General features: G+C 67.1%; 23 protein-coding genes. 8 read left to right on the top strand and 15 right to left on the bottom strand.

The genetic code is table 11. The features are described 5' to 3' along the window. Positions 1-19: 19 nt before the first annotated feature. The 7 genes from BLR51_RS00835 to BLR51_RS00805 form a co-directional block, all read right to left on the bottom strand. Entirely contained in the window at positions 20-1063 is a 1044-nt protein-coding gene (locus BLR51_RS00835) for a threonine aldolase family protein (protein WP_089842262.1), read from the bottom strand. Continuing rightward, positions 1063-1539 (bottom strand): YcgN family cysteine cluster protein, encoded by a 477-nt coding sequence (locus tag BLR51_RS00830; protein ID WP_089842260.1) that lies wholly within the window; start codon positions 1537-1539, stop codon positions 1063-1065. The genes BLR51_RS00835 and BLR51_RS00830 overlap by 1 nt, the downstream gene beginning before the upstream one ends. Beyond that, positions 1536-2468 carry a bifunctional riboflavin kinase/FAD synthetase gene (locus BLR51_RS00825; protein WP_089842257.1) on the bottom strand — a complete coding sequence of 311 codons (933 nt, stop codon included), beginning with the start codon at positions 2466-2468 and terminating at the stop codon, positions 1536-1538. The genes BLR51_RS00830 and BLR51_RS00825 overlap by 4 nt, the downstream gene beginning before the upstream one ends. 11 nt (positions 2469-2479) lie before the next feature. Next, on the bottom strand, positions 2480-3949 hold the full coding sequence (locus BLR51_RS00820; protein WP_089842254.1) for an aminotransferase-like domain-containing protein: 1470 nt from the start codon (positions 3947-3949) through the stop codon (positions 2480-2482). A gap of 204 nt (positions 3950-4153) precedes the next feature. Beyond that, the gene (locus tag BLR51_RS00815) at positions 4154-4807 is read right to left on the bottom strand and encodes a YggS family pyridoxal phosphate-dependent enzyme (RefSeq protein ID WP_089842251.1); all 654 of its coding nucleotides are present in this window, start codon (positions 4805-4807) and stop codon (positions 4154-4156) included. Next, positions 4798-6258: a tetratricopeptide repeat-containing sulfotransferase family protein gene (locus tag BLR51_RS00810; protein WP_089842955.1), complete on the bottom strand. Its 1461-nt coding sequence runs from the start codon at positions 6256-6258 to the stop codon at positions 4798-4800. The genes BLR51_RS00815 and BLR51_RS00810 overlap by 10 nt, the downstream gene beginning before the upstream one ends. A gap of 67 nt (positions 6259-6325) precedes the next feature. Beyond that, positions 6326-7357 (bottom strand): porin, encoded by a 1032-nt coding sequence (locus BLR51_RS00805; RefSeq protein WP_089842248.1) that lies wholly within the window; start codon positions 7355-7357, stop codon positions 6326-6328. Positions 7358-7627: 270 nt separating this feature from the next. On the opposite strand from BLR51_RS00805, the gene BLR51_RS00800 reads away from it, so the two are divergent. After that, the gene (locus BLR51_RS00800; protein ID WP_089842243.1) at positions 7628-8137 is read left to right on the top strand and encodes a DUF3576 domain-containing protein; all 510 of its coding nucleotides are present in this window, start codon (positions 7628-7630) and stop codon (positions 8135-8137) included. Between the two features lie 20 nt (positions 8138-8157). On the opposite strand, the gene BLR51_RS00795 is transcribed toward BLR51_RS00800, so the two are convergent. Then, entirely contained in the window at positions 8158-9417 is a 1260-nt protein-coding gene (locus BLR51_RS00795) for a glycosyltransferase (RefSeq protein ID WP_089842953.1), read from the bottom strand. Between the two features lie 187 nt (positions 9418-9604). Between BLR51_RS00795 and leuS the strand changes: the two genes are divergently transcribed. Genes leuS through BLR51_RS00775 form a run of 4 tightly spaced genes read left to right on the top strand, consistent with a single transcriptional unit; the run spans position 9605 to position 14612 of the window. Further along, positions 9605-12172, top strand: coding sequence for a leucine--tRNA ligase (gene leuS / locus BLR51_RS00790; protein WP_089842239.1), 2568 nt, complete (start codon positions 9605-9607; stop codon positions 12170-12172). After that, entirely contained in the window at positions 12159-12647 is a 489-nt protein-coding gene (lptE, locus tag BLR51_RS00785) for an LPS assembly lipoprotein LptE (RefSeq protein ID WP_089842235.1), read from the top strand. Before leuS ends, lptE begins: the two co-directional genes overlap by 14 nt. Continuing rightward, complete coding sequence (holA, locus tag BLR51_RS00780) at positions 12644-13672, top strand: DNA polymerase III subunit delta (protein WP_089842232.1); 1029 nt, start codon at positions 12644-12646, stop codon at positions 13670-13672. Before lptE ends, holA begins: the two co-directional genes overlap by 4 nt. A gap of 1 nt (position 13673) precedes the next feature. Further along, positions 13674-14612, top strand: a complete 939-nt coding sequence (locus BLR51_RS00775; RefSeq protein ID WP_089842229.1) for a LysR family transcriptional regulator — start codon at positions 13674-13676, stop codon at positions 14610-14612. A gap of 209 nt (positions 14613-14821) precedes the next feature. Here BLR51_RS00775 and pheS read toward each other — a convergent pair whose 3' ends face one another. From pheS to pyk, 5 genes are all read right to left on the bottom strand, one after another. Then, complete coding sequence (gene pheS / locus BLR51_RS00770; protein ID WP_089842225.1) at positions 14822-15892, bottom strand: phenylalanine--tRNA ligase subunit alpha; 1071 nt, start codon at positions 15890-15892, stop codon at positions 14822-14824. Between the two features lie 237 nt (positions 15893-16129). After that, positions 16130-16495 (bottom strand): 50S ribosomal protein L20, encoded by a 366-nt coding sequence (rplT, locus tag BLR51_RS00765; protein WP_089842220.1) that lies wholly within the window; start codon positions 16493-16495, stop codon positions 16130-16132. 15 nt (positions 16496-16510) lie between these two features. Then, positions 16511-16711, bottom strand: coding sequence for a 50S ribosomal protein L35 (gene rpmI, locus BLR51_RS00760; protein ID WP_089842216.1), 201 nt, complete (start codon positions 16709-16711; stop codon positions 16511-16513). A 121-nt stretch (positions 16712-16832) separates the two neighbouring features. Further along, entirely contained in the window at positions 16833-17057 is a 225-nt protein-coding gene (locus BLR51_RS00755) for a hypothetical protein (RefSeq protein ID WP_089842212.1), read from the bottom strand. A gap of 71 nt (positions 17058-17128) precedes the next feature. Next, positions 17129-18574 carry a pyruvate kinase gene (pyk, locus tag BLR51_RS00750; RefSeq protein ID WP_089842209.1) on the bottom strand — a complete coding sequence of 482 codons (1446 nt, stop codon included), beginning with the start codon at positions 18572-18574 and terminating at the stop codon, positions 17129-17131. 157 nt (positions 18575-18731) lie between these two features. On the opposite strand from pyk, the gene BLR51_RS00745 reads away from it, so the two are divergent. Further along, positions 18732-19469, top strand: a complete 738-nt coding sequence (locus tag BLR51_RS00745) for an N-formylglutamate amidohydrolase (protein ID WP_089842206.1) — start codon at positions 18732-18734, stop codon at positions 19467-19469. A 12-nt stretch (positions 19470-19481) separates the two neighbouring features. Beyond that, on the top strand, positions 19482-19796 hold the full coding sequence (locus tag BLR51_RS00740; protein WP_089842202.1) for a DUF1244 domain-containing protein: 315 nt from the start codon (positions 19482-19484) through the stop codon (positions 19794-19796). Between the two features lie 75 nt (positions 19797-19871). On the opposite strand, the gene BLR51_RS00735 is transcribed toward BLR51_RS00740, so the two are convergent. Further along, positions 19872-20996 (bottom strand): SRPBCC family protein, encoded by a 1125-nt coding sequence (locus tag BLR51_RS00735; RefSeq protein WP_089842950.1) that lies wholly within the window; start codon positions 20994-20996, stop codon positions 19872-19874. A 189-nt stretch (positions 20997-21185) separates the two neighbouring features. On the opposite strand from BLR51_RS00735, the gene BLR51_RS00730 reads away from it, so the two are divergent. Beyond that, positions 21186-21791: a glutathione S-transferase family protein gene (locus BLR51_RS00730; RefSeq protein WP_089842197.1), complete on the top strand. Its 606-nt coding sequence runs from the start codon at positions 21186-21188 to the stop codon at positions 21789-21791. Here the strand turns inward: BLR51_RS00730 and BLR51_RS00725 are convergent. Continuing rightward, positions 21788-22579: a helix-turn-helix transcriptional regulator gene (locus BLR51_RS00725; protein ID WP_089842194.1), complete on the bottom strand. Its 792-nt coding sequence runs from the start codon at positions 22577-22579 to the stop codon at positions 21788-21790. The genes BLR51_RS00730 and BLR51_RS00725 overlap by 4 nt on opposite strands. Positions 22580-22642: the final 63 nt, after the last annotated feature.

The following is a 22642-nucleotide window of genomic DNA, read 5'->3' as shown; positions in this document are numbered from 1 at the left end:
AGGGCAGGGCCGGGGGCTGTCAGCCCGCCGCCTGCACCGCCGCCAGAAAGGCGCTGACCGCCTCGGGCTGCACCGACCAGTCGCAGACCAGCCGCCCCATCAGCATTTCATCCGCCGGGCCGTCAAGGCTGCCCCAGACGTGATAGGTGGCGCCCGCTGCCATCACCGCGCGATGCGCGCCGCGCGGCAGGTCGAAAAACACCATATTGGCATGGGTGTCGTTATGGACCCGCACCCCGGCCTGCGTCAGACCCTGCACCAGCTGCGTGCCGCGGGAATTGGCCCGGCCCGCCAGATCGCGCCACAGGTCGTTCTGCAGATAGGCCTCCATCTGCGCGGCCAGATAGCGGTGCTTGGAAAACAGGTGCGCGGCGCGCTTGCGGCGGAATTCGAATTCCTGCGCGCGGGCGGGATCGAAGATCACCACCGCCTCCACGCCCATCAGCCCGTTCTTGGTGCCGCCAAAGACGCAGACATCGACGCCGATCTTCCAGCTCATCTCTGCCGGGGTCACGTCCAGCTTGACCGCGGCATTGGCAAAGCGCGCGCCGTCCAGATGCACGGGCAGGCCGAAGTCCTTTGCCACGGCGGTCAGGGCGCGCAGTTCGTCCATGCTGTAGACATTGCCGCGCTCGGTCACCTGCGTGATCGAGACCGGGCCGCGCAGCGGCCCATGCACGCCCCGGGTTTCCTCGGCGGCGATGGTGGCGCGCAGCGCTTCCGGGGTCATGCGGTCGCCGCCGGGCACCAGCGTCAGCTTGGCGCCGCCGGAATAGAATTCCGGCGCGTTGCATTCGTCTTCGTGGATATGGGCGACCGGAGAGCAGAACACCGTGCCGTAGGGCGGGCAGAGACAGGCCAGCGCCAGCGCATTGGCGGCGGTGCCGGTGGGCACCAGATAGACGGCGGCGTCGGGCGCCTCGAACAGGGTGCGGATGCGGTCGGCCACATCCTGCGACAGCGCGTCGCCGCCATAGCCGATGGAATAGCCGTCATTGGCGCGGGTCAGCGACTCCAGAACGGGGGCGGGCACGGGGCCGGAATTGTCAGAGGCAAAAAACATCAGATGGGCTCCTCGATGATGTGGTCTTCCCAATCGTCTTCGTCGATCTCGAATTCGGGCACGGTCCGGTCGCGCATGGACACGCCCGCGTCATGCACCGACTCTGCTGTGCCCGAAATCAGCGGATGCCAGTCAAAAAGCGGCTTGCCCTGCCAGAGCAGCCGGTAGGCGCAGGTTTCCGGCATCCAGTAGGCATGCTGGTCGATATTGGCCGGGGTCAGCACGATGCATTCCGGCACGAACTGATGGCGGATTTCATACTGGGCGCAGCGGCAGGTGCCGTCATCGAACAGACGGCAGGCGACATTGGTCAGCGCCACCTCGCCGGTCTCCTCGTCCTCCAGCTTGTTCAGGCAGCATTTGCCGCAGCCGTCGCACAGCGCCTCCCATTCGCGGGGGCTGAGCTTGGTCAGCGGCTTTCTCTCCCAGAAACGCGGGGTCAGGCCGGAGCGGTTGATGGGGTCATCGTCCGTCATAGCGCGGTCAGGATCGCGCGGGCCTGCGCGCAGTCGCGGTCCATCTGGGCGATCAGTGCCTCCAGCCCGTCGAATTTCTCTTCGGGGCGCAGGAATTCCACCAGCCCCACCGACAGCGTGGCCCCATAAAGATCGCCGCTGAAATCGAACACGAAGGTTTCCAGATTGGGACGGTTTTCGCCAAACATCGGGCGCACCCCCAGCGAGGCGGCACCGTGATAGCTGCCCTTGTGCGGGCCGTCGCGGACATCGACCAGCACCGCATAGACGCCAAAGCGCGGCGGGTGCAGCCCGTCGATGGACATGTTGGCGGTGGGATAGCCCAGCGTCCGGCCCAGCCTTTCGCCGCCGATCACCTGCCCCTCGATCCGGTGCCAGTGCCCCAGCTGTGCTGCCGCTTCGCGCGGGCGGCCTTCGGTCAGGGCGCGGCGGATCGCGGTGGAACTGATCTGCGCGCCCGCCTGATCCAGCAGGTCGGCGACGGTGACGCGGAACCCCATGGCGGCGCCGAAGCGCTGCAGGTCGGCGACGCTGCCGCGCCGGTCGCGGCCAAAGCAGAAATCCGCCCCCACCACCACATGCGACAGGCCCAGCCCCTCGGCCAGCACCTCGCGGGCAAATTCCTCTGGCGTCAGCGCCGCAAGCGCGGCGTCAAAGCGCAGCTCGTAAAGGTGGTCCACGCCGAGCTTTTCCAGCCGGGAGGCGCGGGCCGCCTGCGACATCAGCCGGAAAGGCGGCGCGTCGGGCTGGAAATATTCGCGCGGATGCGGCTCGAAGGTCAGCACGCCATAGGGGGCACCATTGGCGCCCGCCTCGGCCATGCGGATGACGGCCCTGTGGCCCAGATGCACGCCATCGAAATTGCCTATGGCAACGCTGGCGCCCCGGTCCTCGGGCGCGATTGATGTATGATCCCGGATGATCCGCATGGCGCCAAGCCCTAGCCCCGACCGCGGGCGCGTGCAAGCGCCTCTGCGATGCGGGTGATGCCCGGGCCGATGCGGTCGGTCGGGATGGAGGTGTAGCCCAGCCGGTAATGGCCGCGCGGCGGATCGGGGCGCAGGAAAAACGGCGCGCCGGGTTCGATCAGCACGCTGTCGGCGCGCAGGGTCTCGGCCAGCGCGCCGGTATCGATGCCGGGGGGCGCCATCATCCAGAAGCTCGATCCGCCATGCGCGCCCACCCCGGCGATGGTCAGCCCGGCGCGGGCGATCTCGGCCTCCATCACCGCGCGCCTTTCGGTCAGGGCGCGCCCGATGCGCCGCACGAGGCTGTCGTGATGCCCCAGCCGCAGGAAATGTGCGGCGGTGCGCTGCACATGGCCGGGCGGATGCCGGAAGACGGCGGCGCGCAGCGCGCGCGCCTCGCGGATGAAGGGCTCGGATCCCACCAGATAGCCAAGCCGCAGGCCCGGAAACAGCGATTTGGAAAAGCTGCCCACATGCACCACCCGCCCGTCTGGATCGAGGCTCTTCAGCGCGGGCAGGGCGGGGGTCAGATAGGCCATCTCGAATTCGTAATCATCCTCGACCACGATCGCGTCCAGCGCGCGGGCGCGCGCCAGCAGCGCCTCCCGCCGCGCCATGGGCAGGGTGGCGGAGGTGGGGCACTGATGGCTGGGCGCGGTGAAGATCACGCCGGTGCCGTCGGGAATCGCCTCGGGCGGCAGGCCCTGCGCGTCCACCGCCACCGGCGCGATGCGGCAGCGGGTCTGGGCAAGGATCGCGCGCAGCGCCGGATAGCCCGGATCCTCAAGCGCTGCGGTCCGCTCCGGCGTCAGCAGCACCTGCGCCGCCAGCCACAGCGCGTTCTGCGCGCCAAGCGTGATCAGCACCTCCTCTGGCCGGGCCGAGATGCCGCGGCGGGGCAGGGTCTGGCGGGTGATGAACTCCACCAGTTCGGGGTCGTCGCGGTCGTAATAATCCTGCGTCATGGCGCGGAAATCCCGCGCCCCCAGCGCCTGCACCGCGCAGAGCCGCCAGCTGGCATGGTCAAAAAGCTGCGGATCGGTCTGGCCGTAGATGAACGGATAGCGGTAGCTCGCCCAGTCCTGCGGCCGTTCCGGCACCGCCCCCCCGGCGAAGCGCTGGCCGATGGCGCGCGCCCAGTCCACCCGCTCCTGCCGCGCGGCTGGCGGAAACCCGGCGGGGGCCGGCGCGTTCTCCGAGATGAAATGCCCGGAGCGCTGCCGCGAGGTCAGATAGTCGCTGGCCAGAAGCTCGGTATAGGCCAAGGCCACGGTCAGACGGCTGACCCCCAGATGCCGGGCCAGCGCGCGGGTCGAGGGCATCTTTTCGCCGCGCCGCAGACGGCCCGACAGCACGCCTTCGGCCACCATCTGCTGGATGCGGGCCTGCAGCGTGCCTGTCGCGCCGGGATGCAGGAAAAAGGTCTGGACCGGGATCGCCATGGGAGAAGATTAGGCGGCGCGCCCTGTGCCCGCAATCCGTCCCGGTGGCACGGTGGAGGGGGCGCTGCCCCCTCTTGGCCTGCGGCCAATTCACCCCCGGAGTTTAGGGGCAAGATGAAAAGCAGGCCCCGTCTTCATCTTGCCCCTTAAACTCCCGCCGGAGGCAGGCCGGACCGTGACGCAGGCGCGCGTCAGGGCAGGGGCTCAGCCGTAGTCGCGTTCGCCAAAAATGGCGGAGCCGACGCGGATATGGGTGGCGCCATGGGTGATGGCCTCTTCAAAATCCGCGCTCATGCCCATGGACAGATCTGCAAGCCCGTTGCGCTCTGCAAGGCGGGCGAGATGGGCGAAATGCGGACCCGGCGCCTCGTCCACGGGCGGAATGCACATGAGCCCCGTCACCGGCAGGTCGAGCGCGCGGGCCTCGGCGATGAAGGCATCGGTCTCGGCGGGTAGGATGCCTGCTTTCTGCGGCTCCTCCCCGGTATTGACCTGCACAAAAATCTGCGGGCAGTGGCCCAGCTCCTGCGCCAGCCGCGCGAGGGTGCTGGCGAGTTTCGGGCGGTCCAGCGTCTGGATGGCGGAGAACAGGGTCATGGCCTGTCGCGCCTTGTTGGTCTGCAGCGGGCCGATCAGATGCACCTGCGCGCCGGGGAAGCGCTGCTGGAAGTCCGGCCATTTGCCTGCCGCCTCCTGCACCTTGTTTTCCCCGAAAAGCCGGTGCCCCTGATCCAGCACGGCCTCGACCCGCGCGTCGGGCTGCACCTTGCTGACGGCGATCAGCTGCACCGATCCGGGGGCGCGGCCTGCCGCGGCCTCGGCCTTGGCCACGCGGGCGGTGATGTCGGTCAGTCCCATGTCTCGTCTCCCCATGCGTCGAAGAAGGGCGCAAGTTCGCTTGCGTATTTTGTCCAGCCCTGGGCCGCGCCCGCGTGGATGGGCGCGCGGGCCTGCGCCACGCTGAGCGTGCGCACAGCACCTGTCGTCCTGTGCGACGAGAGGCAGGCGTCTTCCCAGTCCAGCCCGGCGGCGGCGACCAGCGCGCGGGACTGCGGTTCGGGATCGCGCACCAGATCCTCGTAGCGCAGCAGATGCAGCCGGTCGGGCATCCGGTCCTGCCAGTGGCGCAGGCTGCGGCGGAAGCGTTTGATGGCCCCGGCGATCATCGCAAGATCGGTGGCGTAGCGGTGGGTGCCGGTGGTGAAGTGGTTCTTGTAGATCGACACCGCGACATCGCGTGGGTCGCGCAGCACCACGACGATCCGCGCGCCGGGCAGGCTCTGCGCCATCAGGCCAAAGATCAGATGGCAGAGAATCGATTTGTCGGTGAAGGCGCCGGTGCTGCGGTCGGTGTCCCGCGCGGCCAGCGTCAGGTAGCGCTGCGCGAAGCTGCCGGTCTGGCCGGGGGCGATGGGGCGCATCGCCTCGCCCGCGCCGTAAAGGTGATAGGCCAGCTTCAGCGCGTGGCCCAGTTCCCCCCCGGCGCTGACCCCGCTATGGGCGGCGAGGATGCGTTCCACCAGCGTGGTGCCAGAGCGCGGCATACCGGTGACGAGGATGGGGCGCAGCGGTGCCCCGGCGCTGTCGGGCAGGGGGGCAAGCTTCTGCTGCGCGGCCAGCACGGCGGCAAATTCGCGGTCCTGCGCGGCTTCGTCAAAGGGCGCCGCGCGGGCCTGCAGGGCATTGGCACGGTGCAGATAGGGGAAGACCCGGTCAAACTGGCCGGTATCCTCCATCGCCTTGGCCAGCGCATAGCCCAGATGCAGCCGCTTGCCCTCGGGCAGGTCGCGGCGCGCCCAGAGCTGTTCCATGGCGCGGATCAGCGGATCCCCGGCAGGCAGCTTCTGCGTGGCAAGGAAGATGCGGTAGAGCTCGGCCTCGGCGGGGTGGCGGCGGATCAGCGCGCGGAAGATCGTTTCGGCCTCGGCGAAGCGGCCCAGCAGCTGCAGGTAATGCGCCTTGTCGGCCTGCGGCTTGATCGCGCGGGGATCGGCGGCGATCCGGCGGTCATACAGCGCCAGCGCCTCTTCGGCGCAGCCCAGATGGCGGAACCGTTCGGCGGCGCTTTGCTGCAGGCGGACATCGTCGGGGGACAGCTGCAGCGCGCGGCGCAGATGGTCCAGCGTGGCGGCGCGGTCGCCCAGTTCGAAACAGATCCGCGACATCTGAAAGGCCAGATCGGCGCGCTGCGGCTCGGCGCGGATCAGCTGGTCCAGCGTGGCGCGGGCCTGTGCCAGATCGCCGCGCGCAAGATGCTGTTGCACGGCGTGAAGCAGGCTGGATTTGCGGGCGGCGGAAAGCGGCAGCATCGCGTCCTCGGACAAAAGAAAAGAGCGGGCACAGGCCCGCTCTTTCCATAACCGATCTCGGGAGAGATCAGAAGTTCATGCGCAGACCGAGCGACCAGGTGTTGTAGTCGTCGCCGCCCACATCGCTGAAGTCGTTCTTGCCGTAGCCCAGACGAGCGGACAGACCGCCACCGAGGTCATAGGTGCCTGCCAGGCCCCAGCCTTCGATGGTGTCGCCGTCCTGATCGAACTGACCCCAGTTCACGCCAACTGCGACAGCGTCCATGGAGTAGCCGACGCCCACGCCGACGTGCTCGATGTCATCGAAGCCGTCGATGTCGGAAGCGAACTGGGTGTAGGTCGCGCCGAGGGACAGACCGTTGGTCAGTTCGCCGGTCACACCAACGCTGGTGATGTCGCCGATGTCTTCGATGGTCTGGTAGCCCAGACCGGCGGTCAGAGCGACGCCCGACAGGTCGCCGGAGTAGCTGACGCCCACGCCCCAAACAGTCGAGCCGAGATCGAAGGTTTCGGTGCCGACGGTCACTTCGACGTCATCACCGTTTGCCAGCTGTTCAGCCGAGACCGAGAAGGTGAAGGCGTCGTAGGAGTAGTCGAAACGGGCAACCTGACCGTCGCCTGCGCCGTCGAAGGCCAGACCGGAGTCATCGGCAACGCCGAAGATCGTGCCGTCAAGGAAACCGTCAGCGTCGTTGAAGCCGGCGTGTGCGGTTTCGTCGTCGTTCAGCGAACCACCTGCAAGGCCCATTTCCGGCACTGCGAAGTCAACGGCACCGTCGGTGTCGCCCATGGTCAGGCGTGCGCCGCCGAAGGCCACGAACATGTTTTCGCCGCCCTGGGTGTTCGGGCTTTCGAACTTGCCGGGGTTGGAGCGGTCGGCAGCTTCGTCCAGGTCGATGGTCGCACCGAAGGTCAGGCCGTTGTCGGCTTCACCGGTCATGGTGAAACGCACGTCGAGGTCGGTGAAGAACTGGGTTTCCTGTGCTTCGGTGTTCGGGTTGAAGATACCCATTTCCGCTTCACCGGTGATGGCGACTTCTGCTGCGGCGAAGCCTGCGGTTGCAACCAGCGCGGTGGTAGCAAACAGAATCTTTTTCATTGTTTCCCTCATGTGTTCTAAGGCACGTACCAATCCGGATAGCCCGGCCTTGATGCAGTTTCTATGCGCTTTGCCGCCCGGTTCTGGCAACCCGCAGGTGCCCCGTTAGTCCAACAAGCGGTTCAGTGATGCGCAATTGCCACAAACCATGGGACGGGGTGGGACGGATGGCGCGCGGGGCTCCGCAGGCCGGGGCGATGACGGCTTGTCGCGCGGCCTGCCCGCAGGTATGCAGGAGCGAAGGAGCGGACGGGCAGGAGCTTGGAACACATGGGTAAGACACGGATTGCGAAGGGTCTTGTGCTCGCCACCGGGATGCTGGCGATGTCCGGCTGCGGGATGTTTGGCGGCGGGCGCGAGAATGCGCGGCCGGTGCAGACCCCTTCCGCCGACGAGATCATCGATCAGGAGCTTTATGGTCGGGAGGGGCGTCCCACCTCGACCATCTGGGATATTTTCCGCGCGCGGCCCGATGCGGGCCAGATCGGCGCAGTGAACAAATACATCTGGAATGCCTCGCTGGAAGTGCTGGATTTCCTGCCGGTGGAATCGGTCGATCCGTTCACCGGCGTCATCACCACCGGCTTTGGCACGCCGCCGGGCGGCGGGCGCGCCTATCGCGCCACCATCCTCGTGTCGGATCCGGCGCTGGACGCGCGGTCGCTGAACGTGGCGCTGATGACCTCCTCGGGTCCGGCGGATGCGGCCACCGTGCTGGCGGTGGAGGATGCCATCCTGACCCGCGCGCGGCAGCTGCGCGCGCAGGACAGCCGCATCTGAACAGGCTTTGATCCCGCGCGTCAGTCGCGCGGGGCCCGCGGGGTCCGGGCGGCCAGACCCTCGACCCAGGCCAGATGCTGCGGCAGGCAGATGCGCCGCAGATCATAGGTGTCCTGCGCAAAGCTGCGGGCCTTGGCGCCAAGCCGCGCCCGCGTGGCGGGATCATCCAGCAGCGCGCAGAGCCGGTCCACCAGCGCCGCGCGGTCGAAAAAATCCACCATCCAACCGGTGTCATCCTCGGTCAGCGCCTCGCGCACCGGGGCGGTGTCGCTGGCAAGGATCGCGCAGCCCGCGCTCATCGCCTCAAGCAGCGACCAGCTGAGCACGAAGGGGTAGGTCAGGTAGACATGCACCCGGCTGACCTGCATCATCGACAGGAAGCGGTCATAGGGCACGCGGCCCAGAAAATGCACGCGGGCCCAGTCTTCGGGGGTGATCTGGTCCTTTACCTCGTCGATGAAGATCTGCTTCCACGTCTGGCCTTCGGGCGGGCGTGATCCATAGCTGACCTCGTCGCCGCCGATCAGCGTGACATGGGCGTGGGGGCGGCGGCGCAGGATCTCGGGCAGCGCGCGCATGAAGACGTGATAGCCGCGATAGGGTTCCAGATTGCGGTTGATGAAGGTGATGACCTCGTCGTCGCGGGTCAGGATGCGGCCCTGCGTCACCTCCAGCTTGGCCTGCGGATCGGGCTTCACCAGATCGGTGTCGATGCCGTCATGGGCGACGGTGATGCGGTCGCGCCAGTGTTCCGGGAAGGTGCCCGCCTGAAACCGGGTGGGGCTGATGCCCGCATCCATGACTTCCTCGTGCAGGCGGTTGTTGAGGTTCTTCATGCGGATGCGCAGCGGTTCGGTCACGGAATCGATCTGCGAGAATTCCGGATCGAAGGCGATGAAATCGGCGCTGGTCAGGTGGTAAAGCTCGCAATAAAGCCCCAGCCGCGCCTTGGGCCACACATCCTTCAGGAACAGGCTTTCGCCCCAGCCGTGATGCGCCAGAATCACGTCCGGCTGGAAACCCTGCTGCCGCAGCGCCAGCGCCGCCTGATAGCAGCTGGTGCCGCGCAGGATCTTCGTTTCGAAATCGGTGAGAAAGGGGTGGATGCCGCGCGTGCTGCCGCCGCTGATCGCATAGGGCAGAAGTTTGACCCCGTTCCACAGCGCGGGCTTTTTCACCTTGGGGGTCAGCGCCACCACCTCGTGCCCCAGCCGGGCCAGTTCGGGGGCGAGGTGTTTATACTGTCCGGGGAAATTCTGATGGATCAAAAGCAGTTTCATGGCGCCCAGTTTCATTGCCTGACGGGTGGCCCAGCTTGCCACGCGCCCGGCCTTTACGCCAATGGCCCAAAACCGCACCTTGCCCGCATTTCCCCCCTCCGGTGGCCGAAATGTCGCCTTGCACTGGACGCTGACCGGGCTTGGCCCTATCACCCGCCCAGACCCATCCGTTCCGAGGGACCGCAAGATGCAGCGCTATGACCCCGCCTTGATCGAGCCGAAATGGCAGAAAGTCTGGGACGAGGCCCTGACCTTCAAGGCCATCCGTTCCGCCGACAAGCCGAAATATTACGTGCTGGAGATGTTCCCCTATCCATCGGGGCGCATCCATATCGGCCATGTGCGCAATTACACCATGGGCGACGTGATCGCGCGGTACAAAAAGCAGAACGGCTTCAACGTGCTGCACCCGATGGGGTTTGATGCCTTCGGCATGCCCGCCGAAAACGCCGCCATGGCCAGCGGCGGCCATCCCAAGGACTGGACCTATTCCAACATCGACACGATGGTCGAGCAGATGAAGCCCTTGGGTTTCGGGCTGGACTGGTCGCGGATGTTCGCCACCTGCGATCCGGAATATTACGGCCAGCAGCAGGCGCTGTTTCTGGACATGCTGCAGGCGGGGCTGGTCTATCGCAAGAACGCGGTGGTGAACTGGGATCCGGTCGACATGACCGTGCTTGCCAACGAGCAGGTGGAGAACGGACGCGGCTGGCGGTCGGGCGCGCTGGTGGAGCGCAAGGAACTGACGCAGTGGTTCTTCAAGATCTCCGATTTCTCCGGCGAGCTTCTGGATGCGCTCGACAGTCTGGACGACTGGCCCGCCAAGGTGAAGCTGATGCAGGCCAACTGGATCGGGCGGTCGCGCGGGCTGCAGTTCGCCTTTTCCACCATCGAGGCCCCCGAGGGCTTTGACCGGATCGAATGCTACACCACCCGGCCCGACACCCTGCTGGGCGCAAGCTTTGTCGGCATCTCGCCGGATCATCCGCTGGCCCGGGCGCTGGAGGAGGAGAATGCCGAGCTTGCCGCGTTCAACGCCGACTGCCGCCGCATGGGCACCTCCGAGGAAGAACTGGAAAAGGCCGAGAAGCGCGGCTTCGACACCGGGCTGCGGGTGCGCCATCCCTTTGACACGGCATGGGAACTGCCGGTCTATGTGGCGAATTTCATCCTGATGGATTACGGCACCGGCGCCATTTTCGGCTGCCCGGCCCATGACGCGCGCGACCACGAATTCGCCACCAAATACGGCCTGCCGATTGTCGCCACCTTCACCCCGCTGGAGGGAGAGCATGACATTCAGGCGGCGCCCTTCGTGCCGATGAAGTCGGAAAAGGTGCGCTACACCCGGCTGGTCGCTGGCGAGGAAGAGCAGACCGGCGATGCGGCGGTCGAGGCGGCGGTGGCCTTCTGCGAAGCCAATGGCGTGGGCCATGGCGTGACCAAATACCGGCTGCGCGACTGGGGGCTGAGCCGCCAGCGCTACTGGGGCTGCCCGATTCCGGTGGTGCATTGCGACACCTGCGGCGTGGTGCCCGAGGCCAAGGAAAACCTGCCGGTCCTGCTGCCCTATGACGAAGGCGGCACGCCCATCGATTTCTCCATCCCGGGCAACCCGCTGGACCGCCACCCGACATGGCGCGACTGCACCTGCCCCACCTGCGGCGCAGCCGCGCGGCGCGAGACCGACACGATGGACACGTTTGTGGACAGCTCGTGGTATTTCGCCCGCTTCACCGCGCCTGATGCCGACACGCCCACCGTGGCCGAAGACGCCGCCTACTGGATGAATGTCGACCAGTATATCGGCGGCATCGAACACGCGATCCTGCACCTGCTTTATTCGCGGTTCTTCGCGCGGGCCATGAACATCACCGGCCATCTGCCCGAGCAGTGCCGCGAGCCGTTCAATGCGCTTTTCACGCAAGGCATGGTGACGCACGCGATCTACAAGACCGAAAAGGACGGGCGCCCGGTCTATCACTATCCCGAAGAGGTGGAGCTGCGCGACGGCGGCGCCTTCCTTGCCGATGGCCGCGCGGTAGAGATCATCCCTTCGGCCAAGATGTCGAAATCCAAGAACAACGTGGTCGATCCGGTGGCGATCATCGGCCAGTATGGCGCCGATACCGCGCGCTGGTTCGTGCTGTCCGACAGCCCGCCGGAACGCGACGTGGAATGGACCGCCGCCGGGGCAGAGGCGGCGCACCGCCATCTGGCGCGGGTCTGGCGGATCGCGGCGGAGGTTGTCGCCGCCGACGCGCCCGCCAGCGCCGAGGACGAGGCGCTGCTGCGCGAGATGCACAAGGCGATCCATGACGTGACGCTGGGGGTCGAAAGCTTCGGCTTCAACGCCGCCATCGCCAAGCTTTACGGCTTCACCAACACCCTGTCGAAATCGCAGGCGGGATCCGGGGCCAAGCGGCAGGCGGCGCGGGTTCTGGCGCAGCTGATGTCGCCGATGACGCCGCATCTGGCCGAAGAGCTGTGGCAGATGCTGGGCGGCGAGGGGCTGATCGCAAATGCGGACTGGCCCAAGGCCGATCCGGCGATGCTGGTCGAGGATACCGTGACGCTGCCGATTCAGGTCAATGGCAAGCGCCGGGGTGAACTGACCGTGCCCAAGGACATGGCGAAGGAAGAGATTGAAAAACTTGTGCTGGCACACGAAGCTGTGGTGCGGACGCTGGATGGCGCCGCGCCGAAGAAGCTCATCGTGGTGCCGGGCCGGATCGTCAATGTGGTTGCCTGACCGAAGAACCTTTCTGATCTCGCTCGCAGCCCTTGGCGGCTGCGGGTTCACCCCGGTCTACGGGCCGCAGGGCGGCGGGTCTGCGTTGCTGGACAATGTCGCCCTGCCGGAACCCGACAGCCCCGAGCAGTATCTGCTGCACCGGCGGCTGGAGGAACGGCTGGGCCGCGCGCCCGGCGGCGCCTATCTGCTGCAGGTCGCGGTGGAGACGGAATCGCAGGGGCTGGGCGCGCTGGCCGATGGCAACATCACCCGCGTCCGCCTGCAGGGCACCGCCGTCTACACGCTGCGCGACCGGGCCAGCGATGCCGCGCGGCTGCGGGGCACCACCGAATCCTTCACCGCCTATTCCACCACCGGCTCCACCGCCGCCACGCAATCCGCCGAACGGGATGCCGAAGAGCGGCTGATGGTCATTCTGGCCGACCAGATTCTGGACGAGCTGCTGCTGCACGCGGCTGAACTTGCGCAATGAAGCTGTCGGGCCGCGACGCGCAGGCCTATTTCCGGCGGCCTGATCCCGACCGGGCGGGCGTGCTGCTGTTCGGCGAGGATGTGATGCGCATCGCGCATCGGCGGCAGGAGATCATCGCGGCGCTGGTCGGCCCCGAAGGCGAGGCGGAAATGCGCCTGACCCGGATGTCGGGGGCGGATCTGCGCAAGGATCCGGCGCTGCTGCTGGATGCGGTCAAGGCGCAGGGGTTCTTTCCCGGCCCGCGCGTGGTCTTTGTCGAAGAAGCGACCGATGGTCTGGTCAAACCGCTGGGGGCCGCGCTGTCGGACTGGCGTCCGGGGGATGCGCAGATTCTGGTCACCGCCGGATCGCTGACCGCCAAATCCGCCCTGCGCAAGCTTTTTGAGAGCGCGCCGCAGGCCTATGCCATCGGCATCTATTCCGACCCGCCCGGCCGGGAAGAGATCGAGGCGGCGCTGCGCAAGGCCGGGCTGGACCGGGTGGACCGCGCCGCATGGGACGCGCTGGAGCATCTGGCCCGCGCGCTGGACCCGGGCGATTTCCGGCAGGTGCTGGACAAGGTGGCGCTTTTCAAGCTGGACGATCCCGCCCCCCTCACCCCCGAAGAGGTGGAGGCCTGCGCCCCCGCCTCCATCGAGGCGGAGCTGGACGACATCCTGAACGTGGTGGCCGAAGGCCGCACCGCCGATATCGGCCCGCTGATGCAGCGGCTGAGCGGGCAGGGGGTGGCGCCGGTCACGCTGCTGATCATGGCGATGCGGCATTTCCGGGTGCTTTACGCGCTGGCCGCCGCCCCCGGCGGACCGCAGGCTGGGGTGCAGCGCCTGCGCCCGCCGCTGTTTGGCCCGCGCCGCGACCGGATGCTGCGGCAGGCCTCTGGCTGGACCGCCGACCGGCTGGAGGATGCGCTGGCCATGCTGATGGACACCGACCTGACGCTGCGCTCCGCCGGGCAGCGCGCCCCGGCCATGGCGCTGGTCGAACGCAGCTTCGTGCGGCTGGCATGGCTGGGCTCGCGGCGCTGAGATGGCGCGGCGCTTCACCCTCCGGCAGCTGGACTATCTGGTGGCCGTGGGCGAGGCCGGGTCCATCGCCGGGGCCGCCGAACGGCTGAATGTCTCCTCTCCGTCGATCTCTGCCGCCATCGCCCAGCTTGAGGCAGAGTTTGGCCTGCCGCTGTTCATCCGCCGCCACGCGCAGGGGCTGCTGCCCACGCAGAGCGGCCAGCGGCTGATCGCGCAGGCCCGCGTGGTGCTGGCAGAGGCTGCGGCGCTGACCACGCTGGCCGGCGAGATTTCGGGCACCGTGCGCGGCCCGCTGCGGGTGGGCTGTTTCCTGACCTTCGCGCAATTCGTGCTGCCGCAGCTGCGCCGCGGCTTCACCGATACTTGGCCCGAGGTCGCCTTCACCCAGCAGGAAATGACCCAGCCCGCCCTGATCGAGGCGCTGCGCCGCGCCGATCTGGACGTGGCGCTGACCTATGATCTGGATATCCCCGACGATCTGGAGTTTCTGCCGCTGGTCAGCCTGCCGCCCTATGCCCTGCTGGACGAGGCGCATCCGCTGGCCTCCCGCACCAGCCTGTCGGTGGCCGATCTGGCGCCCTGTCCCATGGTGCTGCTGGATCTGCCGCAGAGCGGCGCCTATTTCCTGTCCTTCTTCACCGCGCAGGGGCTGGTGCCGCAGATTGCGGAACGGACGCGGGATTTCGCCACGATGCGGTCGCTGGTGGCCAATGGCTTCGGCTATTCGCTGGCCAATATCCACCCCCGCTCCGATCTGGCCCCGGACGGGCGACCGCTGCGCTATGTGCCGCTGACCGGGGCGCCACGGCCTCTGGTGCTGGGGTTGGTGCTGATGCAGGGGGCACAGGCGCCACGCACCGTGCGCGCCTTTGTCGACTTCTGCCGCAGCCAGATCACGGCGCGCAGCGTGCCGGGCATCCGCCTGCCAGAGCCCTCCTAGCCCTCTGTCCTGCCGCGCGGGCTTGCCGGGCCCCGGGCGCCGGGTTGCGCGGCAACAGCCCGGCACCGCCGATGACCTTCAGCCCCGGACCGGACAGGAAAAGACCGCCGCGGCACCATCCGCGACGGTCTGGACTGGGTCGGCCAGAGGCCCGGCGCCGCGCCCTGGGCCGCTCCATCCTGATGGCCCATGCCGCGCGGGGTCACCGGTCAGCGCGACAGTCCGCCATGCAGGGTGGGCATATCCAGCGCGGCAAAGCCGTAATGCCGCAGCCAGCGCAGATCCGATTCGAAGAACGCCCGCAGATCCGGGATGCCGTATTTCAGCATGGCGATGCGGTCGATGCCCATGCCGAAGGCGAAGCCCTGCCATTGCGCGGGGTCGATCCCGCCCGCCGTCAGCACCTTGGGATGCACCATGCCGGATCCCAGAACTTCCAGCCAGTCATCGCCTTCGCCCACGGTCACGGTGCCGTCTTTCCACTGGCACTGGATGTCCACCTCCGCCGAAGGTTCGGTGAAGGGGAAATGCGAGGCGCGGAAGCGGGTCTTCACCGACCGTCCGAAATAGGCGGAGAAGAATTCCTCCAGCACCCATTTCAGATTGGCCATGGAGATTTCGCGGTCGATGGCCAGACCTTCGATCTGGTGGAACATCGGCGTGTGGGTCTGGTCGTAATCGGCGCGATAGACGCGGCCCGGCGCCACGATGCGGATGGGCGCGCCCTGCGCCAGCAGCGACCGGATCTGCACCGGCGAGGTATGGGTGCGCAGCACATGCGGGGGGCGGTTGTCGCCTTCCGCGCGGTGCATGTAGAACGTGTCCATCTCGGCGCGGGCCGGGTGATGGCCGGGGATGTTCAGCGCGTCGAAATTATACCAGTCTTCTTCGATCTGCGGACCTTCGGCCACGGCAAAGCCCATATCGGCGAAGATCGCGGTGCATTCTTCCCAGACCTGACTGACCGGGTGCAGGCTGCCCATGCGGCGCAGGCGCCCGGGCAGGGTCACGTCCAGCCATTCCGCCGCCAGCCGCTCGTTCAGCGCGGCATCGGCCAGCGCCGCCTTCTTCAGCGCCAGCGCTTCGGTGATCTCGTCCTTGAGCGCGTTCAGCTTCGGCCCCATCACCTGCCGCTCTTCGGGGCTCATCCGCCCCAGTTCGCGCATCTGCAGGCTGATCTCGCCCTTCTTGCCAAGGGCCTGCACCCGCAGATCCTCCAGCGCGGCCTCGCCTGCCGCGGTGCCAATCAGGTCCAGATACTTGTCGCGCAGATCGTCCATCGGGGGCCTCTTCGGTGCATCACTTGCGCGCCTGACCTACCGGCTGCGCCCCGTCTGCGCAAGAAGCGCCGCCGCGCGCCCGGCATCTTCTGACCGAAAATATCCCGGGGGAGGCTGCGCCTTGGCGCAGACGGGGGCAGAGCCCCCCTCTGCCCGGCCCCGCAGGCACGGGCCGCAAACGGAAAACGCCGCCCGGAGATCCGGACGGCGTTGCATCTCTGCACAGGGCAGCTGCGCTTACGCGGCCAGCGCGCCCTTGGCCTGATCGACGATCGCGCCGAAGGCTTCCGGCTCGTGCACGGCCAGATCGGCCAGCACCTTGCGGTCCACTTCGATGCCGGCCTTGTTCAGGCCGTTGATGAAGGCCGAATAGGTCAGCGCTTCGTCATGCGCGCGGACGGCAGCGTTGATCCGCTGGATCCACAGCGCGCGGAAGTTGCGCTTGCGGTTCTTCCGGTCGCGCGTCGCGTACTGGTTGGCCTTGTCGACGGCCTGGGCTGCCACCTTGAAGGTGTTCTTGCGACGGCCATAATAGCCTTTCGCAGCCTTGATGACCTTCTTGTGACGGGCGTGGGTGACGGTACCACCTTTGACTCGGGACATGTCTCTGGCCTCCTATCAGCGGTCGTAGGGCATATAGCCCTTGACGATCTTGGCGTCCTGGGGGGACAGCGTGGTGGTCCCGCGGGCGTCGCGGATGAATTTCTTGGTGCGCTTGATCATGCCGTGGCGCTTGCCGGCCTGAGCGGTGATCACCTTGCCGGTGGCGCTCATCTTGAAGCGCTTCTTCGCGCTCGACTTGGTCTTCATCTTGGGCATTTTCGTCTCCTTCACGAGTGCGTGACAAAACGCGACTCGGCATGCCACTCCGGCCGGCCGCGCAGTTGGAAGCGCCCCTATAAAAGCCCGCTCCCGCCTGTGCAAGCCCTTCCGGCGCAGATCAGCGGATCAGATCGCCGATCACCCCATAGATGACATCGGGCAGGTTTTCGGCGGTATAGCCGCCGGGCTTGCTGACATGGGCGTGCAGCGCCAGCGCCAGACCCGCCACCAGCAGCACCGCCCCAAGCCGGGGCACCCGGCCATCGGCCCATGCCGCAATGGCCGCCGCACCCCCAAGCACGCCCAGAACAAACCCGAGCACCAGAAACTGATCCGTCGACATGAAAAGGCCCGCCCATGGTCCGACGCATCAGCGTAGACCGGGGCGGGCCCGTCTGGCAACGGCGCTGCGGCCTATTCCGGATCGGTGGAGTAGATCAGCCGTTCGTCACAGGGCGCGACGCGCAGGATGTTGGTGGTGCCCGACATGTTGAAGGGCACGCCCGCCGTCACGATGATGTGGTCTTCCGCCCCGGCATAGCCCTGCGCGCGGGCGGCGCGCGCGGCATTGACCACGGCCTGCTTGAACCGCTCCAGCTCGCCGGTCATCACGCAATGCGTGCCCCATGTCAGCGACAGCCGCCGCGCGGTGCCGCGCAGGCTGGTCAGGGCGATGATCGGCACCCGCGGACGCTCGCGCGCCACCAGCGCCGCCGTGGTCCCCGAGGAGGTGAAGCAGCAGATCGCCTTCACATCGGCGGTTTCCGCGATCTCGCGCGCGGCGGCGACGATGCCATCGGCCACGGTGGTGCGCTTGATGTTGCGGCTGGCCTCGATGATCTCGGTATAGGTCGGATCCTTCTCGACGCTGATCGCCACGTTGTTCATCGTGGTGACCGCCTCGACCGGATACTGCCCCGCCGCCGATTCCGCCGACAGCATGATCGCATCGGTGCCTTCATAGATCGCGGTGGCCACGTCCGACACTTCGGCGCGGGTGGGCATCGGGCTTTCGATCATCGATTCCAGCATCTGCGTCGCCACGATCACCGGCTTGCCGGCAGAGCGGCATTTGCGGATCAGCCGCTTCTGGATCGGCGGCACGCTCTGCACCGGCAGTTCCACACCCAGATCGCCGCGCGCCACCATGATGCCGTCCGACACGGCAAGGATGTCGTCGAACCGCTTCACGGCGGTGGGCTTCTCGATCTTCGACAGGATCGCGGCGCGCCCGTCACAGAGCTTGCGCGCCTCCTGCACGTCCTCGGGCCGCTGCACGAAGCTCAGCGCCAGCCAGTCCACCCCAAGGGCTGCGGCGAATTCCAGATCGTCGCGGTCCTTGGCCGACAGCGCCGCCAGCGGCAGTTCCACATCGGGCACGTTCACGCCCTTGCGGTTGGAAATGGTGCCGCCCGCCTCGACCACGCAATTGGCGAAATCGGGGCCACATTCCTCGACCCGCATGCGGATCTTGCCGTCATTGACCAGCAGATGCGCGCCCACGCCAAGGGCCGCAAAAATCTCCGGATGCGGCAGGCAGACGCGCTGGCTGTCGCCTGCCGCCTCCTCCAGGTCGAACCGGAAGGTCTGGCCCCATTCCAGCTCCTCGGAGCCATTGGCAAACTCGCCCACGCGCAGCTTCGGCCCCTGCAGGTCGGCGAGGATGGCGATGGGGCTGTCCAGATCCTTTTCGACCTGCCGGATGGCGCGGTGAATCTTGGTGATGTCCTCATGCGTGCCATGGCTCATGTTCAGCCGGAACACGTCAGCCCCGGCCTCGTGCAGGGCGCGGATCATCTCGTAGGTGTTGCTTGCCGGGCCCAGCGTGGCCACAATCTTGACTTTGCGCAAACGTCTCATCTTCGTCTCCCTGGCTCGGCACAACACGCGGTGCGGCGGCGATGGTTTACCGTTGAACGATCTCGCGGACGGTTATCGCTAACGCCGCCGCCGTTATTGTCGAATTCCCTTTGCCGCGCAACTCCTCTATGAAATGACGGCAAACTGCGAAGGTATCATGACCCACAAGCCCGTCCATATCGAAGGCGCGGGACGGCAAGGCCGGTTTCTCGTCACCTGCGACCACGCCACCAATGCCGTGCCCGCGGATCTGGGCGGATCGCTGGGACTCCCGGCCGAGGACATGGCCCGCCACATCGCGTGGGATCCGGGCGCCCTGGGTGTGGCGCGGGCGCTGGCTGCGGCGCTCGACAGCCCGGTGGTCTGGGCGGGGTTCTCGCGGCTGGTGATCGACCCCAACCGGGGCGGGCGCGACCCGACGCAGCTCATGCGGCTTTACGACGGATCGGTCATTCCCGGCAACCGCCACGCCGGACCGGAAGAGCGCGCGCGCCGCATCGCGGCCTACTGGCAGCCCTATCACGACGCCATCGCGGATCTGGCCGCCCGCCAGCCCGACCCGGTGATCGTCGCCCTGCACAGCTTCACGCCGCAGCTGCGGGGCCGCGCGCCGCGGCCATGGCAGGTGGGGATCCTGCATGCCTCCGACAGCCGCCTCTCCGATCCGCTGATCGACCTGCTGCAGGCGGAGCCCGATCTGGTGGTCGGCCGCAACCAGCCCTATCCCGGCCACCTTCCGGGCGATTCCATCGACCGGCACGCCCTGCGCCATGGCCGCCACAACACGCTGATCGAACTGCGCAACGACCTGATCGCCACGCCCGAAACCCAGCAGCACTGGGCAGACCGCCTCGCGCCGCTGCTGCGCCGGGCCCTTGCCCGCATCCCCGACTGACAGGAGACCCCGATGGACGACCAGACCCGCCTCGAACTCGAAGCCGCCGCCTTCCGCCGCCTGCGCCAGCACCTGATGGAAGACCGCCCCGATGTGCAGAACATCGACCTGATGACGCTGGCGGGCTTCTGCCGCAACTGCCTGTCGCGCTGGTATCAGGAAGCGGCCAATGCCCGCGGCCTCGACATGGACAAGGACACGGCGCGCGAGATCTTCTACGGCATGCCCTATGAGGACTGGCGGGCGCAGACCCAGACCGAAGCCAGCCCGGACCAGCAGGCCGCCTTCGACAAGGCGTTCCGCGAAAATGTCGGTCCGCGCGACTGATCCGCCCTTCATCTTGCCCCTAAACTCCACGGGGGTCCGGGGGTGTGAAACCCCCGGCCTCCTCTCCCCCCGGGCTCAGGCCGGGAGTTTCGAGGCGATCCAGCGGGCGAATTCATAATTCGGCCGCTCCAGATGCGACAGCGCGCCGGGGGTCGCATGGCGCGACTGCATGCCCTTCCAGACCCGCTCGGTGCAGCCGCGATCCTCGTCATTGACCGCATCCAGCAGGCTTTTCAGCGTGGCGAAATGCTGGGGCGCCTCGGCATCCTTGGCAAAATCCGGATGCAGCCCGCCGCCATAAAGGATCTTCACATGCCCCGGCCCGTCCGGGGTCAGGCACAGATACCAGAAATAGCCCGGGGTCAGCGTGATCAGCAGCGACGGATAGATCGCCAGCAGCCATGTGCGGTAGCGGTCCTCGCCCTGCAGTTCGGTATTGTCCTTGTGGGCGATGGAGAGCGCGATGCTGTCGTCTTTCAGGATGTGGTGGTAATTGAAGCCCGCAAAGCCTTCGGGGCAGGTCATCTTGCGCAGATCCACCGCCCCGCCGATGGTGCCGCCATGGCACATGGGCAGGTGGTAGCTTTCCATGAAATTCTCGGCGAGGATCTTCCAGTTGGTGTTCCAGCGATGCTCCTCGCGGAAGGTCTCCACATAGTCCTGCATCGGCAGGTAGCCCACCAGATCGTCGACCTCGCGCAGCCCCGCGCCGGGGTCGGGCAGGTCGGGATCAAGCGTGACCATGATCCAGCCCTTCCAGTCCACGCAGCGGATCTGCGGCAGGCCAAGCGCTTCCTTGCAGAAGCTCTGGTTCAGATCCATCGCGGGGGCGCCGCGCAGGCTGCCATCCAGATTGTAGGTCCAGGCGTGATAAGGGCAGGTGATGGCGCGCACATGGCCGCGCCCTTCCAGCAGGATCGACATGCGGTGGCGGCAGACATTCGACATCGCCCGCAGCGCGCCGTCGCGGTCGCGCAGCACGATCACCGGCTCGCCCGAAATCTCCATGGTCAGGTAATCGCCCGGCGCTTTCAGCGCATCGGCCCGCCCGGCACAGAGCCAGCTTTGCGCAAAGACATGGCGCTCCTCCAGCGCCAGAAATTCGTCCGAGGTATAGACCGACACCGGCATGGCGTGGGCCGCCTCGAACGGCGTGGCGACATTGGCGCGCAGGGCGGCGGCGGGATCGTGGATGGTCATGGCGGCCTCCGGCTGTGTGGCGGCACGTCCCGGCACCGCGCTGCGCGGCATTCCGCGCCTTTGCCCTGCCTGCGTCAAGCCCCCGCGCGCAGGCGCCATCACGGGGGGTGACGGAGCGCCCACAAAACGGAATTTGACAGCGGCGCCGCCTCCCGGCTTGGCTGGGGGCCACAGGATGCGGAGCGCGCGATGACAGAGCTTGTTCTTTACGGCCACCCCGACAGCGGCCATGCCAACAAGGTGGCGCTGGCCCTCGCGCTGGCGGGGGTGCCGCATGAGCTGCGGCGGGTCGATATCTGGGCGCCCGCTGCCACCCGCCCGGCGGAGTTTCTGGCGGCAAGTCCGCTGGCGCAGGTGCCGCTGCTTATGGTCGATGGCGTGCCGCATCTGCAGTCCGGCGCCATCCTGATGGAGGTGGCGCGGCGCTGGCCGCTGCCGGGGCAGCAGCCCCATGACCTGCGCCGCGGCGCAGAGCTGATCCTGTGGGAGGCCAACCGCATCGGCATGTGCCTGCCGCAGCTGGTGGAATCGCGCCGCCCCGGCGGCGACAGCTTCCCGCCCGGCGCGCTGGACTGGCTGCGCGCCCGCTATGCCACCGACCGGGACAATTTTGATCGGCTGCTGGGGGCGGGGCCGTTTTTCCACGGGGCAGCGCCCGGCATCGGCGACTGCGCCATCTGGGGCTATGTCCGCTGGATCGACAGGGCAGGCGTGGCGCCGTCGCCTGCCATGGCCGACTGGCGGACGCGCATGGCCGACCTGCCTGCCATGCCGGGCGATTTTTTCCCGGCCTAGTCGGAGAGCAGCGGCAGGATCAGCGAAAACAGCTCCCCCTGCGAGGAGATGCGGCATTTCCGGTAAAGCTGCTTGCGGAACACCTTGACCGTCTGCGGGCTGATCTCCAGCCGCAGGCTGATCGAAACGGAGCTGTGGCCGCGCAGGATCAGCAGCGCCACCTCTGCCTGCCGGGGGCTGAGCGTGATGGCATGGCGGCGGCGCAGCGCCTCGATCAGCCGCCCGGTCAGCGCGGCTTCGGTATAATCCCCCGAAGAGGACAGGCCCTGCCATTGCTTTTCGCACAATCCGCAGGCAATCGGGGCTATTCTTTGGGCATGATCCAGATCGCGCGGCGAAAACCCCTGACCGGATGTGGCATCGCGGCCAAGGCAGACATGCACCGAAACCCCCTCGGCGGGATAGGCGACATAGGCGATCTCGTCGATCAGGGTGGTGCGCCGGTAATAGGCGGCGAAATATTCGTTCCGCTGAAAGGCATCGGGGGCGATGTCGCGCAGCCGGTAGATCCCGGGACGCACCCGCCGCACATGCAGGTCATGAAACGGGTCCAGAAGGTAAGCCCCTGACAGGTAATCCGTTTCCAGCTTTTCATGCACCCGCTTCTCGCGCGATTGCGTGAACAGCACCTGCGGGCGGTGCTGCTGGAAATAGGCCAGCATCGTGGTGTTGTCGATTTCAAAGCAGCGCGACAGCCAAAGGTAAAACGCAGGGGCAAACCCTTCGCCGCCAAGCGCCGCGATGGCGCGGCCCAGATGCTCTTCGGCAGAGTTGGGAAGCTCCCGCATGATACCTCCTTGGGGGTATATACCCCTCGATTTCGGGGGCCTTAGCCTGAATCACCAGAAACC

It is taken from the genome of Salipiger marinus (assembly GCF_900100085.1).
In the GTDB taxonomy this organism is placed as follows: domain Bacteria; phylum Pseudomonadota; class Alphaproteobacteria; order Rhodobacterales; family Rhodobacteraceae; genus Salipiger; species Salipiger marinus.
Note: the sequence above shows the minus strand (reverse complement) of the source record. Positions and strands in the feature narration are given on the sequence as shown.